The 14,787-nt window shown below is 68.4% G+C and carries 16 protein-coding genes; 2 read left to right on the top strand and 14 right to left on the bottom strand.

Annotated elements, in window-relative coordinates:
* Nucleotides 1-57 precede the first annotated feature (57 nt).
* Entirely contained in the window at nt 58-993 is a 936-nt protein-coding gene (locus tag ACH4S7_RS08180; protein WP_398520283.1) for a DUF389 domain-containing protein, read from the top strand.
* 128 nt (nt 994-1,121) lie between these two features.
* On the opposite strand, the gene glmM is transcribed toward ACH4S7_RS08180, so the two are convergent.
* The 4 genes from glmM to ACH4S7_RS08160 form a co-directional block, all read right to left on the bottom strand.
* Nucleotides 1,122-2,480, bottom strand: coding sequence for a phosphoglucosamine mutase (gene glmM / locus ACH4S7_RS08175; RefSeq protein WP_398520282.1), 1,359 nt, complete (start codon nt 2,478-2,480; stop codon nt 1,122-1,124).
* A gap of 240 nt (nt 2,481-2,720) precedes the next feature.
* Nucleotides 2,721-3,239 carry a 30S ribosomal protein S9 gene (gene rpsI / locus ACH4S7_RS08170; protein WP_398520281.1) on the bottom strand — a complete coding sequence of 173 codons (519 nt, stop codon included), beginning with the start codon at nt 3,237-3,239 and terminating at the stop codon, nt 2,721-2,723.
* 42 nt (nt 3,240-3,281) lie between these two features.
* Nucleotides 3,282-3,725: a 50S ribosomal protein L13 gene (gene rplM / locus ACH4S7_RS08165; RefSeq protein ID WP_398520280.1), complete on the bottom strand. Its 444-nt coding sequence runs from the start codon at nt 3,723-3,725 to the stop codon at nt 3,282-3,284.
* 469 nt (nt 3,726-4,194) lie between these two features.
* Nucleotides 4,195-5,817 carry an ABC-F family ATP-binding cassette domain-containing protein gene (locus tag ACH4S7_RS08160; RefSeq protein WP_398520279.1) on the bottom strand — a complete coding sequence of 541 codons (1,623 nt, stop codon included), beginning with the start codon at nt 5,815-5,817 and terminating at the stop codon, nt 4,195-4,197.
* 55 nt (nt 5,818-5,872) lie between these two features.
* On the opposite strand from ACH4S7_RS08160, the gene ACH4S7_RS08155 reads away from it, so the two are divergent.
* The gene (locus ACH4S7_RS08155; RefSeq protein WP_398520278.1) at nt 5,873-6,790 is read left to right on the top strand and encodes a hypothetical protein; all 918 of its coding nucleotides are present in this window, start codon (nt 5,873-5,875) and stop codon (nt 6,788-6,790) included.
* Here ACH4S7_RS08155 and truA read toward each other — a convergent pair.
* From truA to secY, 10 genes are all read right to left on the bottom strand, one after another.
* Complete coding sequence (truA, locus tag ACH4S7_RS08150) at nt 6,761-7,630, bottom strand: tRNA pseudouridine(38-40) synthase TruA (protein ID WP_398520277.1); 870 nt, start codon at nt 7,628-7,630, stop codon at nt 6,761-6,763. The genes ACH4S7_RS08155 and truA overlap by 30 nt on opposite strands.
* Nucleotides 7,631-7,702: 72 nt before the next feature.
* Nucleotides 7,703-8,209, bottom strand: a complete 507-nt coding sequence (gene rplQ / locus ACH4S7_RS08145) for a 50S ribosomal protein L17 (protein ID WP_398520276.1) — start codon at nt 8,207-8,209, stop codon at nt 7,703-7,705.
* Between the two features lie 390 nt (nt 8,210-8,599).
* Nucleotides 8,600-9,622 (bottom strand): DNA-directed RNA polymerase subunit alpha, encoded by a 1,023-nt coding sequence (locus ACH4S7_RS08140; RefSeq protein WP_003956430.1) that lies wholly within the window; start codon nt 9,620-9,622, stop codon nt 8,600-8,602.
* Nucleotides 9,623-9,781: 159 nt separating this feature from the next.
* The gene (gene rpsK / locus ACH4S7_RS08135) at nt 9,782-10,186 is read right to left on the bottom strand and encodes a 30S ribosomal protein S11 (protein WP_006376016.1); all 405 of its coding nucleotides are present in this window, start codon (nt 10,184-10,186) and stop codon (nt 9,782-9,784) included.
* Between the two features lie 100 nt (nt 10,187-10,286).
* Nucleotides 10,287-10,667, bottom strand: a complete 381-nt coding sequence (gene rpsM / locus ACH4S7_RS08130; protein WP_398520275.1) for a 30S ribosomal protein S13 — start codon at nt 10,665-10,667, stop codon at nt 10,287-10,289.
* Nucleotides 10,668-10,859: 192 nt separating this feature from the next.
* A complete protein-coding gene (gene rpmJ, locus ACH4S7_RS08125) occupies nt 10,860-10,973 on the bottom strand; it encodes a 50S ribosomal protein L36 (RefSeq protein WP_003956441.1) in 114 nt (37 codons plus the stop codon).
* A gap of 56 nt (nt 10,974-11,029) precedes the next feature.
* Complete coding sequence (gene infA / locus ACH4S7_RS08120; protein ID WP_003956442.1) at nt 11,030-11,251, bottom strand: translation initiation factor IF-1; 222 nt, start codon at nt 11,249-11,251, stop codon at nt 11,030-11,032.
* Between the two features lie 355 nt (nt 11,252-11,606).
* A complete protein-coding gene (gene map / locus ACH4S7_RS08115) occupies nt 11,607-12,449 on the bottom strand; it encodes a type I methionyl aminopeptidase (protein ID WP_398520702.1) in 843 nt (280 codons plus the stop codon).
* Between the two features lie 158 nt (nt 12,450-12,607).
* Nucleotides 12,608-13,258 carry an adenylate kinase gene (locus ACH4S7_RS08110; protein ID WP_398520274.1) on the bottom strand — a complete coding sequence of 217 codons (651 nt, stop codon included), beginning with the start codon at nt 13,256-13,258 and terminating at the stop codon, nt 12,608-12,610.
* A complete protein-coding gene (gene secY, locus ACH4S7_RS08105) occupies nt 13,258-14,577 on the bottom strand; it encodes a preprotein translocase subunit SecY (protein ID WP_398520273.1) in 1,320 nt (439 codons plus the stop codon). The genes ACH4S7_RS08110 and secY overlap by 1 nt, the downstream gene beginning before the upstream one ends.
* Nucleotides 14,578-14,787: the final 210 nt, after the last annotated feature.

Raw genomic sequence — 14,787 nt, 5'->3', positions numbered from 1 at the left:
CACCCCGCGCGTCATCCGACCACTTCGACCACTTCGACGCTCCGAGGAGACCCCGGCGTGCTGCATCTGCGTCTGATCACCCCGGCCGACCGCACCGCCGAGGTGGTCGATCTCGTCCAGAGCACCGTCGGCACCGCCCATGTGGCGGTCGTCCCGGGCGCGGCCCGCGATCCGCAGGGCGATCTGGTGATGTGCGACGTGGCGCGCGAGGCCGGCGACGAGCTGATCAGCGGACTGCGGGCGCTGGGCATCGACGACTGCGGCTCCATCGCCGTCGAGAACATCGATCTGTCGCTCTCCACCCGCGCCACCAAGGCCGAGCAGGACGCCCCGGGCGAGGGCGCGGACGCGGTGCTGTGGGAGCAGCTCGCCGACGCCACCCACGAGGAGTCGACCCTCTCCGTCACCTACATCGCGTTCCTGACCCTGGCGACGATGATCGCGGCGTGCGGCGTGGTGCTGGACAACGCGATCCTGATCGTGGGCGCCATGGCGGTGGGTCCGGAGTTCGGCCCGCTCGCCGGCGTCTGTACGGGGCTGGTGCGCCGCTCGTCCCGGCTGGCCTGGCGCTCGTTCCTGGCGCTGATCGTGGGGTTCGCCGCCGCGATAGTGATCACCGTGGGCTTCAGCGCCGTCATGGCCCTGCTGGATCTGTTCACCGTCGACCAGCTCCAGGCCGACCGGCCCAACACGGGCTTCATCTACCGCCCGGACTGGTTCTCGTTCGTGGTCGCTGTGCTGGCGGGCGTGGCGGGGATGCTCTCCCTGACCTCGGCCCGCTCGGGGGCGATGGTGGGGGTGGCGATCTCGGTCACCACGGTGCCGGCCGCGGCGAACGCGGCGGTGGCGTTCAGCTTCCAGCAGTACCGCCAGGCGTGGGGGTCGACGGAACAGCTCCTGCTGAATCTGCTGGCCATCGTCCTGGCGGGCTCGGCGACCCTCCTGGTCCAGCGGCTCCTCTGGTCCCGTCGGGCATCAACCGGTCGCTCATAGCGGGCCCGGCCCGGCCGCAGTCGGACGACGCGGTCACACGCGTCACACGGTCGGATCATCGGGAAGAGGACGGAGTACGGGGGCCATCCCCCGCGCGATCCCGCGCGGCCCCCGGGCTCACCCCCGACTCACCCCAGGGCCGACTTCACCACGTCCGCCAGCCGCTCGGCCACCGCCCGCGCCTGCTCGATGTCGGCGGCCTCCACCATCACGCGTACCAGCGGCTCGGTCCCCGACGGGCGCAGCAGCACCCGGCCGGTCGCCCCCAGCTCGCGCTCCGCCTCGGTGACCGCGTTCGCCAGCTCGGCCGATGTGCGCACCCGCGCCTTGTCGACGTCGGGCACATTGATCAGTACCTGCGGCAGCCGGTCCATCACGGCGGCCAGCTCCGCGAGGGAGCGACCGGTCGCGGCCACCCGGGCCGCCAGCATCAGGCCGGTGAGGGTGCCGTCGCCGGTGGTCGCGTGGTCGAGCACGATCACGTGCCCGGACTGCTCGCCGCCGAGCGCGTACCCGTGCTCCTTCATCGACTCCAGGACGTACCGGTCGCCGACGGCGGTCTGCACCAGCTCCAGGCCCTCCCGCTCCATGGCGAGCTTGAAGCCGAGGTTGGACATGACGGTGGCGACCACGGCGTTCCCGCGCAGCGTGCCCGCCTCGCGCATGGCGAGGGCGAGGACCGCGAGGATCTGGTCCCCGTCGACCTCCGCGCCCGTCCCGTCGACGGCGAGGCAGCGGTCGGCGTCACCGTCGTGGGCGATGCCGAAGTCCGCGCCGTGCTCCACGACGGCGGCCTTGAGCTGTCCCAGGTGGGTCGATCCGCAGCCGTCGTTGATGTTGAGTCCGTCGGGCGCCGCGCCGAGGGTGATGACCTCGGCCCCGGCCCGCGCGAACGCCTCCGGGGAGACCCGGGCCGCCGCGCCGTGCGCCTCGTCCAGGACGATCCTCAGCCCGTCGAGCCGGTTCGGCAGTACGGCGATGAGGTGCGCGATGTAGGTGTCGAAGCCCTCGTTGTAGTCGGTGACCCGGCCCACGCCCGCCCCGGTCGGCCGCTCCCAGGGGGCGCCGGTCCGGTGCTGCTCGTAGACCGTCTCGATGCGGTCCTCCAGCTCGTCGGCGAGCTTGTGCCCACCGCGCGCGAAGAACTTGATGCCGTTGTCCGGCATGGCGTTGTGGCTGGCGGAGAGCATCACCCCGAGATCGGCGCCGAGCACACCGGTGAGATGGGCGACGGCGGGGGTGGGCAGCACGCCGACGCGCAGCACGTCCACCCCGGCACTCGCGAGGCCCGCCACGACGGCGGCCTCCAGGAACTCTCCCGACGCGCGGGGATCGCGCCCGACCACGGCGGTGGGCCGATGCCCCTCAAAGGTCCCCGCCTCGGCGAGCACATGCGCCGCAGCGACCGAGAGGCCGAGCGCCAGCTCTGCCGTCAGGTCCGCGTTGGCTACACCGCGCACGCCGTCCGTGCCGAAGAGTCGTCCCACAGCTGTCCTCCGAAATTTGCTCGGTGATGCTCCGAAAACGCAAGCCTATGAACCGCTCATGCCCGTTCTACGCCCGAGGGTCGTACCGCGGACGCGCAACGCGCCCCCCGGCGGCACTCGGCGCCCCCGAAGACACCGCGACAGGACACCGCGACGCACGCGGGGCGCGGGAAAGACGTACGCCCCGGCAGCACAGAGGTGCCGCCGGGGCGTACGTACGATCCGGGCCGAGCAGGCGATTTAGCGCTTGCTGTACTGCGGGGCCTTACGGGCCTTCTTCAGACCGGCCTTCTTGCGCTCGACCGCACGGTCGTCGCGCTTCAGGAAGCCAGCCTTCTTCAGCGGGGCGCGGTTGTTGTCCACGTCCGCCTCGTTCAGCGCACGGGCCACACCGAGGCGCAGCGCGCCGGCCTGGCCGGAGACGCCGCCACCCGAGATACGGGCGACCACGTCGTAGCGGTCGTCGAGCTCGAGCACCTTGAAGGGCTCGTTGACTTCCTGCTGGTGCACCTTGTTGGGGAAGTAGTCCTCAAGGGTGCGACCGTTGATCTTCCACTTGCCGGTGCCCGGAACGATCCGGACGCGGGCGATGGCGTTCTTGCGACGGCCCAGGCCGGCGGCCGGCTGCGGGTCGCCAAAGCGGGACGCGAGGGACTCGGAGGTGTACTCGCCCTCGACGGGCACCTCCGACTCGAAGGTGGTGACCTCGGCGTAGGTCTCTTCGCCCTCGACGGGGGTCTCAGCGGTGGTCTCGGCCACGATATTCCTCAGATTTCTTTTCGTCTTAGGGGATGGCCGGAACTACTGCGCGACCTGGGTGATCTCGAACGGGACCGGCTGCTGCGCAGCGTGCGGGTGGTTCTCACCCGCGTAGACCTTCAGCTTCGAGATCATCTGACGGCCCAGGGTGTTCTTCGGGATCATGCCCTTGATGGCCTTCTCGACGGCCTTCTCGGGGTTCTTGGCCAGCAGCTCGTCGTAACGCACGGAGCGCAGACCGCCCGGGTAACCGGAGTGGCGGTACGCCATCTTCTGGGTCTTCTTGTTGCCGGAAAGGTGAACCTTGTCGGCGTTGATGATGATGACGAAGTCACCCATGTCCATGTGCGGGGCATAGGTCGGCTTGTGCTTGCCCCGGAGGAGGTTCGCTGCCGTTGTCGCCAGACGGCCCAGGACGATGTCCTGCGCGTCGATGATGTGCCACTGGCGCGTCACATCGCCGGGCTTGGGGCTGTACGTACGCACGGTCGTAGCCTTCGCTTCTTCAGTGAGTGGGACTCCCTGGGCCCGAAGGCCCGAGGAGCGGGTCCTGACAAGGCCACCCGGACGATTACAACAGCCATGACGGCACGCCGGGGACGCAACCCGTGTGCCTGTCGCTGGTTCATCGGCCCGGTGGACCGGCGTAAGGGCCCCTCACGTGAGATAGAGCAAGCCAATACGCATAACGAAGCAGCAGCTTACCCGCGCACGGCCGGAAGGGTCAAAACGTCGCCGCTCCCACCACCCCTGAGGGTCCCGGACGGCACCCCCTGACGCCGACCGGGGCCCCTGGAAGCCCCCAGCGCCCCGGAGAGTCCCCCGATGGCCCCGCCCCCGAGAATCCCACCCGGAGCACCCCGGGGGCGCCCACAGCCCCGCACCGGCGCCCCCACCGGAGGGCACCGGTCACCCGAAGACGGCACCCGAGGCGACCGGGGACGCAGAAAGTGATCTATCGCACTCGCTGCACCCGTCCCTCGTCCCACACCGGCCCCGCGGACTCCCGGACCACCCCGTCCGCGCCGAAGATCAGATAGCGGTCGAACGTACGGGCGAACCACCGGTCGTGCGTCACCGCGAGCACCGTCCCCTCGTACGCCTCAAGCCCCTCCTGTAGGGCCTCCGCCGACTCCAGGTCCAGGTTGTCCGTCGGCTCGTCCAGCAGGAGCGCCGTCGTCCCCCGCAGCTCCAGCAGCAGAATCTGGAACCGCGCCTGCTGCCCGCCCGACAGCCGGTCGAATGCCTGGTCCCCCTGCCGCTCCATCTCGTACCGGCGCAGCACCGACATCGCACCGCCCCGGTCCTTGGCGTGCTCCGTCCACAGGATGTCGACGAGCGTCCGCCCCTCCAGCTCCGGGTGGGCGTGCGTCTGCGCGAAATGGCCGGGCACCACCCGCGCACCGAGCCGCCACTCCCCCGTGTGCGCCACCGACGTGTCACCGGCCAGCAGCCGCAGGAAGTGCGACTTGCCCGAGCCGTTCGACCCGAGGACCGCGACCCGCTCCCCGTAGAAGACCTCCAGATCGAACGGTTTCATCAGCCCGGTCAGCTCCAGCCCCACACAGGTCACCGCCCGCAACCCGGTCCGGCCGCCGCGCAGCCGCATCCGGATCTCCTGCTTACGGGGCGGCTCCGGGGGCGGCCCCACCTCGTCGAACTTCCGCAGTCGGGTCTTCGCCGCCTGGTAGCGCGAGGCCATCTCATCGCTCCGTGACGCGTACTGCTGCATGTCCAGCACCAGCCGCTTGAGCTGGGCCCGCTTCTCGTCCCACCGCCGCCGCAACTCCTCGAAGCGCTCGAAACGCTCCGCGCGCGCCGCGTGGTACGTGTCGAATCCGGCACCGTGCACCCAGACGTCCGACCCGGCCGGGCTCGGCTCCGCACTGACGATCTTCTCGGCCGCCCGCGCCAGCAGCTCCCGGTCGTGGGAGACAAAGAGCACCGTCTTACGGGTCTCCTTGAGCCGCTCCTCCAGCCACCGCTTGCCCGGCACGTCCAGATAGTTGTCCGGCTCGTCCAGCAGCAGCACCTCGTCCGGGCCGCGCAACAGTGCCTCCAGCGCCAGCCGCTTCTGCTCACCGCCGGACAGGGTGCGCAGCTCACGCCATTGCGCCGTCTCGTACGGAACGCCCAGTGCGGCCATCGTGCACATGTCCCAGAGCGTCTCCGCCTCGTAACCGCGCGCCTCCGACCAGTCGCTCAGCGCCTGCGCGTACCGCATCTGCGCGGCCTCGTCGTCCACGGTCATGATCAGGTGCTCGGCCTCGTCCACGGCCCGCGCGGCATCCCGCAGCCGGGGCTGGGCCAGTGACACCAGCAGATCCCGTACGGTCCGCTCGTCCCGTACCGAACCGATGAACTGGCTCATCACCCCGAGCCCGCCACTGACCGCCACCGAGCCGCCGTGCGGCTGTAGCTCTCCGGCGATCAGCTTCAGCAGCGTCGTCTTGCCCGCGCCGTTGGCCCCCACCAGGGCGACGACCGCACCCTCACCCACCCGGAACGAGACGTCGCCGAGCAGCACCCGCCCGTCGGGCAGGTAGTACTCCAGATGTGCTGCTTCGAGATGTCCCATCCTTCGATGATGACGGCCGACCCCCGCCTCACCCAACCGGTTTAGGATGCGCGGCATGAGCTTTGGTCAGGGGGGACCTCAGTGGGGGTCCGGCGGACAGGGGCAGGATCCGTACAACTCCCGGCAGGGGAACCCGGATCCCTTCGGCGCCCCGCAGACCGCCCCGGGCACCGGAACCCCGGACTGGGCCGCGCTCGCCGACGCCTCCGCGGCCCGCACCCGCCGCAGGCGCCGGCTGATCATCGGGGGCGGCGCGCTCGCGACGGTCGCCGTCGCCGGCATCGTGGCGACCGCCATCGTCACCTCGGCCGACAACCGAAGAGACCGAACGTCACCGACCGGTTCCAGCCAGTTGCCCGGCCCGCCCGACGGGGGGTCCGGGCCCGAACCGTCCTTCTCGTCGGTCGCCCCGCCACCCCCGCCGAACCCGAAGGACTTCATCTCCAGCGAACGGAAGGACACCGCGCCGCTCAGCGCCGACACCCTCTTCCCCGGCAAGAAGCTGACGATGGGCGGCCGCGTCTACGCGAAGGGCGCGACCGCCCGTACCGACACCTGCTCATCCGCCGTCCAGGGCGGGCTCGGCCCGGTCCTCCGACGCAACGGCTGCGACCAGGTCTTCCGCGCCACCTACCGCAAGGACGGCATCGCGGTCACGGTCGGCGTCGCCGTCTTCGGCCTGGAGCGGGAGGCGAAGCGCGCGGTCGCCCAGGCGGACGGCAGCGTCGTCCCGCTCGCCGGCGCGGGCGTGCCCACCTTCTGCAAGGGCGGACCCGTCTGCCGCTTCACCGCCAACTCCTACGGCCGCTACGCCTACTTCACCGCCACCGGCCACACCGGGGGCACCTCGGTCACCCAGGGCGACACCAAGGCGTTCCGTACCGGCGACGACCTCGCGGAATTCACCTTCCGTCAGATCGTCCGCCGCGGTGAGACCCAGGCGTCAGCAGCAGCCGACGCCCCCATCGACTGACCCCGGCAGCGACCGCCTGTTGCGGGCCTCCCGGTTCCGCGCGGCCAGCAACGCGTCGGCGGGATAGCCGACTTCCTCCAGCGTGAGCCCGTGCGGGCGCACGACATGGACGGCCGAGTCGCGGACGCCCGCCGCGAGCACCTTCGCGGGCCACTCCACCGGCCGGTGTCCGTCGCCGACGAACAGCAGCGCGCCGACCAGCGAACGCACCATGTTGTGGCAGAAGGCGTCCGCCCGCACGGTCCCGGTGATGACACCGGCCGCGTCCCGCTCCCAGGACAGCCGCTGGAGCGTCCTGATGGTCGTGGCACCCTCCCTCTTCTTGCAGTACGCGGCGAAGTCGTGCTCGCCCAGCAGCCGTTCGGCCGCGGCGTTCATGGCGTCCACGTCCAGCGGCCAGTCGTGCCAGAGCACATGGCCCCGCAGCAGCGGATCGACCCCACCGGGGTGATCGGTCACCCGGTAGGCGTACCGCCGCCAGACCGCCGAGAACCGCGCGTTGAACCCCGCGGGCGCCTCGGCCACCCGCCAGATCCGCACATCGCGCCCGAGCCGCCCCGCGAGCCGCTTCAGCAGCTTCTCCCGGTGCTCGGTCCACAGGGCGTCCGGCAGGTCCACATGGGCCACCTGTCCGCGCGCGTGCACACCGGCGTCGGTCCGCCCGGCGACGGTCAGCTCATACGTCCGGGAGGACCGCGTCACCGTCCGCAGCGCGTCCTCGATCTCCCCCTGGACGGTGCGCCGCCCACCGGCCTGCTTGGCCCAGCCGGAGAAGTCCTTGCCGTCGTACGACAGATCCAGCCGCACCCGGACGAAGCCGGGCTCCACCTCATCGCTCACGCGAGAGATCCTCTCAAAACGGAACGGGCCCGCTCCCCAGGGGGAAGCGGGCCCGTTCTGGCGTCAGAACGCTCAGGCGTCCTTGGACTCCGGCTTGGCGTCCTCGACGACCTCGGCGGCGGGCGCGTCCTCGGCGGGCGCGTCCTCCTTCTTGAGGGCGTCTTCCTTGACCGCGCGCTTGGCGGCGGCCTCGGCCTCGGCGACGGTGGCCTTCTTGGCGATCTCGCCCTCGACCAGCTCGATCACGGCCATACGAGCGTTGTCACCGCGGCGGTTGCCCACCTTGGTGATACGGGTGTAGCCACCCGGGCGCTCGGCGTACCGCGGAGCGATCTCGGTGAACAGCGTGTGCACGATGCTCTTGTCCGTGATCGTCTGAAGAACCAGGCGACGGTTGTGGATGTCGCCCCTCTTCGCCTTGGTGATCAGGCGCTCGGCGACCGGACGCAGGCGACGGGCCTTGGCCTCGGTCGTCTTGATCCGGCCGTGCTCGAAGAGCTGCTTCGCGAGGTTCGCGAGGAGCAGACGCTCGTGCGCAGCGCTGCCGCCCAGACGGGCACCCTTGGCGGGCTTCGGCATGGTGTTTCTCCTTGTGTGCTGCACCGGCCGTACCAGGTACCGGTGTCAGTTCCCCTCGGGCGGCTGCCCGAGGAAAGTCAATCCAGCGTACGGCCCAGAACCGGCCCGTCCGCAACCCCAACCCGCCCGAGCTAAATCCAGCCCGTGCGAGCTGAAATCAGCCCGCCCGAGCCGACTCCAACCCGGTCCGAGCCAATCCAGCCCGTGCGAGCCAAACCAACCCGCCCGAGCTAAATCCAGCCCGTCCGGCGATTGAGGACAACCCCTCAGCCCGCCCGAGCTGAATCAGCCCGTCCGGCGATTGAGGACAGAACCTCAACCCCCACGGCGGGAGCAGGCCGGAAACCTCAGCTCAGAGCCGAGACCACCCGCACCCCCGCCGAAGGCGCCTCAGTACTGCTCGGTCTCCACGAAGCCCGCGTCCGCGTCATCGTCCGCGCCGAACGCGTCCGCCGCGGCCGTCGGGTCGAATCCGGGCGGGCTGTCCTTGAGCGCCAGGCCCATGCCGGCCAGCTTCGCCTTGACCTCGTCGATCGACTTGGCGCCGAAGTTGCGGATGTCGAGGAGGTCCGCCTCGGAGCGGGCGACGAGCTCGCCCACGGAGTGGATGCCCTCACGCTTGAGGCAGTTGTAGGAGCGGACCGTCAGCTCCAGCTCCTCGATCGGCAGCGCCAGATCGGCGGCGAGCGCGGCGTCCGTCGGGGACGGACCCATGTCGATGCCCTCGGCGTCGATGTTCAGCTCGCGCGCGAGACCGAACAGCTCGACCAGGGTCTTACCGGCGGAGGCCATGGCGTCACGGGGACGCATCGCCTGCTTGGTCTCGACGTCGACGATCAGCTTGTCGAAGTCGGTGCGCTGCTCGACACGGGTCGCCTCGACCTTGTACGTGACCTTGAGCACCGGCGAGTAGATGGAGTCGACCGGGATACGGCCGATCTCCTGGCCGACCTGCTTGTTCTGCACGGCGGAGACGTAGCCGCGACCGCGCTCGACGGTCAGCTCCATCTCCAGCTTGCCCTTGCCGTTGAGCGTGGCGAGGACGAGGTCCGGGTTGTGCACCTCGACACCGGCCGGGGGCGCGATGTCGGCGGCGGTCACCAGGCCGGGGCCCTGCTTGCGCAGGTACATCACGACCGGCTCGTCGTGCTCGCTGGAGACGACGAGCTGCTTGATGTTGAGGATCAGGTCGGTGACGTCCTCCTTGACACCCGGCACGGTGGTGAACTCGTGCAGGACGCCGTCGATACGGATGGACGTGACGGCCGCACCCGGAATCGAGGAGAGGAGGGTACGGCGGAGCGAGTTGCCGAGGGTGTAGCCGAAGCCCGGCTCCAGCGGCTCGATCACGAACCGCGAGCGGTACTCGTCGACGACCTCTTCGGTCAGCGAGGGACGCTGAGCGATCAACATGCGAAAAATCCTTCAGTCGGGGGCGCCCGCTATTTGACGCCCGACAGATGTCTTACAAGGGTACGGGCGGTACGCCCCGAATGGAGCTGTACCGCCCGAACACTCATTCAAGCGACCGCCACCGGAGTGACGACGCTCGACGCCTACTGCGTGCCTGCGTCAGACGCGGCGACGCTTGGGCGGACGGCAGCCGTTGTGCGGCGTGGGGGTGACGTCCTGGATCGAGCCGACCTCCAGGCCAGTGGCCTGGAGCGAACGGATCGCGGTCTCACGGCCGGAGCCGGGACCCTTGACGAAGACGTCAACCTTGCGCATGCCGTGCTCCTGCGCGCGACGGGCGGCCGACTCAGCGGCCATCTGCGCGGCGAAGGGGGTGGACTTGCGCGAGCCCTTGAAGCCGACGTGGCCGGCGGAGGCCCAGGAGATCACGTTGCCCGCGGGGTCCGTGATCGAGACGATCGTGTTGTTGAACGTGCTCTTGATGTGCGCGTGGCCGTGAGCGACGTTCTTCTTTTCCTTGCGGCGCACCTTCTTGGCAGCGCCCTGACGACCCTTGGGGGGCATCTAAATCTCCTACGGGAGGTGGTCGGTCCTACAGCGAAGACCGCTTGGCTGTGCGGGGGCACGGGGGTCGCCCCCCGATTTCCGCAGCGTCCGCTGAGGACTACTTCTTGCCCGGCTTCTTCTTACCGGCGATGGCGCGACGCGGGCCCTTGCGGGTGCGGGCGTTCGTGCTGGTGCGCTGACCGTGGACCGGCAGGCCACGGCGGTGCCGCAGACCCTGGTAGCAGCCGATCTCGACCTTGCGGCGGATGTCGGCCTGGACCTCACGGCGGAGGTCACCCTCGGTGCGGAGGTTGGCGTCCACGTACTCGCGGATCTTGACGAGGTCCTCTTCGGCCAGGTCACGAACGCGGGTGTTCGGGTTCACACCGGTCGAGTCCAGGATCTCCTTGGACCGGGTGCGCCCGATACCGAAGACGTAGGTGAGTGCGATCTCCACACGCTTTTCACGCGGGATGTCGACACCGGAAACGCGTGCCATTCAATGGCTCCTGTGTGTTCGGGGGTCTTCCGCAGAACCAATCCCGACCGCCGACTCCAGTGCATGGAGTGGTACGACCGGGTCTCCGGCCCCCGCCGGAGGTGTCGCCGGCCCTTGCCTACGGGCTGGGCGGGCTCTGCGTATGTACGTTTGCTTGCGTCGCGCGAAGAACTACGAGGTGCAGGTCGTGCGTCAGCCCTGGCGCTGCTTGTGGCGCAGGTTGTCGCAGATGACCATGACCCGGCCGTGACGGCGGATCACCTTGCACTTGTCGCAGATCTTCTTGACGCTCGGCTTGACCTTCATGGGTGTGAGGTTCTCCGGGTCAGTGCCAACGCCCCGATGAGAGGGCGCGACAAGATCTACTTGTAGCGGTAGACGATCCGTCCACGCGTCAGGTCGTACGGAGACAGCTCCACCACGACCCGGTCGTCCGGAAGGATACGGATGTAGTGCATCCGCATCTTGCCGGAGATGTGCGCGAGGACCTTGTGACCGTTCTGAAGCTCCACCTTGAACATCGCGTTCGGGAGGGACTCGATCACGGTGCCCTCGATTTCGATGGCACCTTGCTTCTTGGCCACGCTTCGCCCTTCGAATCGGCTACCTTGATCGATTCTCGTACGCCGTATGCGGACACACGGGTACACGAGAGCCGACGCATCAGTCTACGTCAGGCCATCCGAAAAGACGAATCCACCAAGTGTGCCCATTGGCGGAGATCATTACGCGCAACGACCGGCCGACACACGGAGCGCCCGATGCGAGCGGGGCACGGGGACCGGCGTGCGGTACGGGGCCTGATGCGCCCGCGCCCCGTACCGGAAACGGCTCCGGAGGCCCCCGTACGACATCGACCGAGGCCATCACGGGGTGAAGCGCGCCCGCACCGTCAGCGACGGACGAGGGCCGGCCGGCTCGCGCGGGGGACGGAACGGTTCAGGAGGAGGCGAGCGGGTCGGGCGCCGCCGTGATGCCCAGCTCGGCCAGCCGCGCCTTGCCGCCGTCCGGGGAGGTGAGCACCAGCGGCCCCTCCTCGGTCAGCGCCACCGAGTGCTCCCAGTGCGAGGACCAGGTGCCGTCCGTCGTGATGACGGTCCAGTCGTCGGCGAGCACCTCGGTGCTCGGCGTACCCAGTGACACCATCGGCTCGATCGCCAGACAGAATCCGGGCACCAGCTTCGGACCCTTGCCGCGCTTGCGCGAGACGTAGTTCAGCAGATGCGGGTCCATGTGCATCTCGGTGCCGATGCCGTGGCCGCCGTAGTCCTCGATGATCCCGTAACGGCCGCCGCCGGGCTTCGGCTGGCGGCGGATGTAGGTCTCGATGGCCCGGGAGACATCCACCAGCCGGTTGCCCAGCTTCATGGCGGCGATACCGGCCCACATGGACTCCTCGGTCACCCGGGAGAGTTCGATCAGCTCCGGTGCGTGACCGCCACCGACGAAGACGGTGTACGCGGCGTCGCCGTGCCAGCCGTCGATGATCGCGCCGGCGTCGACGGAGATGATGTCGCCGTCCTTGAGGACGGTCTTGTCGTCCGGGATGCCGTGGACGACGACCTCGTTGACCGAGGTGCAGATGGTGGCGGGGAATCCGCCGTAGCCGAGGAAGTTCGACTTGGCTCCGTGGTCGGCGATCACCTTGCGGGCGACCTCGTCCAGGTCCTTGGTGGTGGCGCCGGGCACGGCGGCCTCGCGGGTCGCCGCGTGGATCGCGGCGACGACCAGCCCCGCCTCGCGCATCTTCGCGATCTGTTCCGGGGTCTTGATCTGCACCATGGCCTTGCCTTCCACCTCTGTCACGTCCGACGACACCGTCCGGCTGGGAGCGTCGGACGGCCGCTGAGCCTCTTGCTCAACAGTACGGCCGCGGTGTCCATCGGACACCGCGGCCGTACGGCAGCCCTCGCGGGCTCACTCAGTACTGCTGGGAACTGCTAGGACTTCTTCAGGGCGCCCATCGCGCGCTCCGTCACCTCGGTGACCTTGCCCAGCGCCGAGATCGTCACCACGAGGCCCTGGGACCGGTAGTAGTCGATGATCGGCTCGGTCTGGGTGTGGTAGACCTCAAGGCGCTTGCGCACCGTCGACTCGGAGTCGTCGTCGCGCTGGTACAGATCGCCGCCGCAGGTGTCGCAGACACCGTCCTTCGCGGGCGGTGAGTACGTCACATGGAAGACGTGACTGGAGTCGTTGCGGCAGATGCGGCGACCCGCGATCCGCTTCACGACCTCGTCCTCGGGGACCTCCAGGTCGAGCACCGCGTCCAGCGTCATGCCCTCGGACTTCAGCATCGCGTCGAGCGCCTCGGCCTGCGAGACGTTGCGCGGGAAGCCGTCGAGCAGGAAGCCGTTGACGGCGTCCGGCCGCTCCATCCGGTCCTTGGCCATGCCGATGGTGACCTCATCGGGCACCAGTTCTCCCGCGTCCATGAAGGACTTGGCTTTCCGACCGAGGTCGGTGCCTTTGCTGATATTGGCGCGGAAGAGATCGCCCGTGGAAATGTGCGGGATCGACAGGTTCTCGGCAAGGTACGCGGCTTGCGTTCCCTTGCCGGCACCGGGTGGTCCGACGAGGACGATTCTCATCAGCGGAGGAACCCTTCGTAATTGCGCTGCTGGAGCTGGCTCTCGATCTGCTTCACGGTCTCCAGACCCACACCCACGATGATGAGGATGCTTGTCCCGCCGAACGGGAAGTTCTGGTTCGCGCCTCCGAAGCCCGCCAACGCCATCGTCGGTACAAGAGCAATCAGACCCAGGTACAGCGAGCCCGGCCAAGTAATCCTGTTGAGCACGTAGCTCAGATACTCGGCAGTAGGTCGACCAGCCCGGATGCCCGGGATGAAGCCACCATACTTCTTCATGTTGTCAGCGACTTCTTCGGGGTTGAACGTGATGGCCACGTAGAAGAACGCGAAGAACACAATCAGCAGGAAGTACGCGGTGATGTAGTACGGATGGTCACCCTTGACGAAGTACGCCTCGATCCAGGTCTTCCACCCTGAGGTGCCGCTGGAGAACTGTGCCACCAACGCCGGGATATAGAGAAGCGAAGAGGCGAAGATGACCGGAATCACACCCGCCTGGTTCACCTTGAGCGGGATGTACGTGGACGTACCGCCGTAGGAACGTCGACCGATCATCCGCTTCGCGTACTGCACCGGGATACGGCGCTGGGCCTGTTCGACGAAGACGACGAGCGCCACCATCACGAAGCCGATCAGAATGACGGTGCCGAACTCGATCCAGCCCTTGGCGAGCTTGCCGCTCTCCTTGATGGCCCAGAGGGCACCGGGGAAGCCGGCCGCGATCGAGATGAACATCAGGATCGACATGCCGTTGCCGACACCGCGATCGGTGATCAGCTCGCCGAGCCACATCACGGCCGCGGTACCCGCGGTCATGGTGATGACCATGACGACGGTCGTGTAGATCGAACGGTCGGGGACGATCTGACTGGCCACATTGCAGCCGCTGAACAGGGCACCACTTCGAGCCGTCGCCACCAGGCCGGTGCCCTGGAGCACAGCGAGGGCGACCGTCAGATAACGGGTGTACTGCGTAATCTTCGCGGTTCCGGACTGACCCTCCTTCTTGAGGGCCTCCAGTCGCGGAATGACCACGGTCAGCAGCTGAAGAATAATGCTCGCCGTGATGTACGGCATGATGCCCAGCGCGAAGATGGTGATCTGCAGCAGCGCGCCGCCACTGAACATATTCACCAGGCCGAACAGGCTGTTGTTGTTCTGTTGGGCCTGCTCGACACAGATCTGTACGTTCTGATAATCGATGCCCGGCACGGGGATGTGCGACCCAAGCCGGTACAGCACGATGATGGCGAGCGTGAAGAGCAGCTTCTTGCGCAGGTCGGGCGTCTTGAACGCCCGGGCGAACGCGGTGAGCACGGTGCCTCCTGCGACCCCCGCGCTACTGCGTCAGAGGTGACGGTCTTGAGGATCGACGGATACGTATCAGACAAGTCCGTACGGCCCCGATCGACGCAGGCCGTACGGTACGGGGGCAGAACCCCCGCTTCTTTACAGCAACAGTGCACGCCACCTTACCGGCGACAGTGCCCCCCTAGGAACGACCAACCGGGGATGCCCCATTTGAGA

The sequence above is a fragment of the Streptomyces sp. NPDC020965 genome, assembly GCF_044333555.1.
Taxonomy (GTDB): domain Bacteria; phylum Actinomycetota; class Actinomycetes; order Streptomycetales; family Streptomycetaceae; genus Streptomyces.
This window is presented reverse-complemented; position numbering and strand designations above follow the sequence as displayed.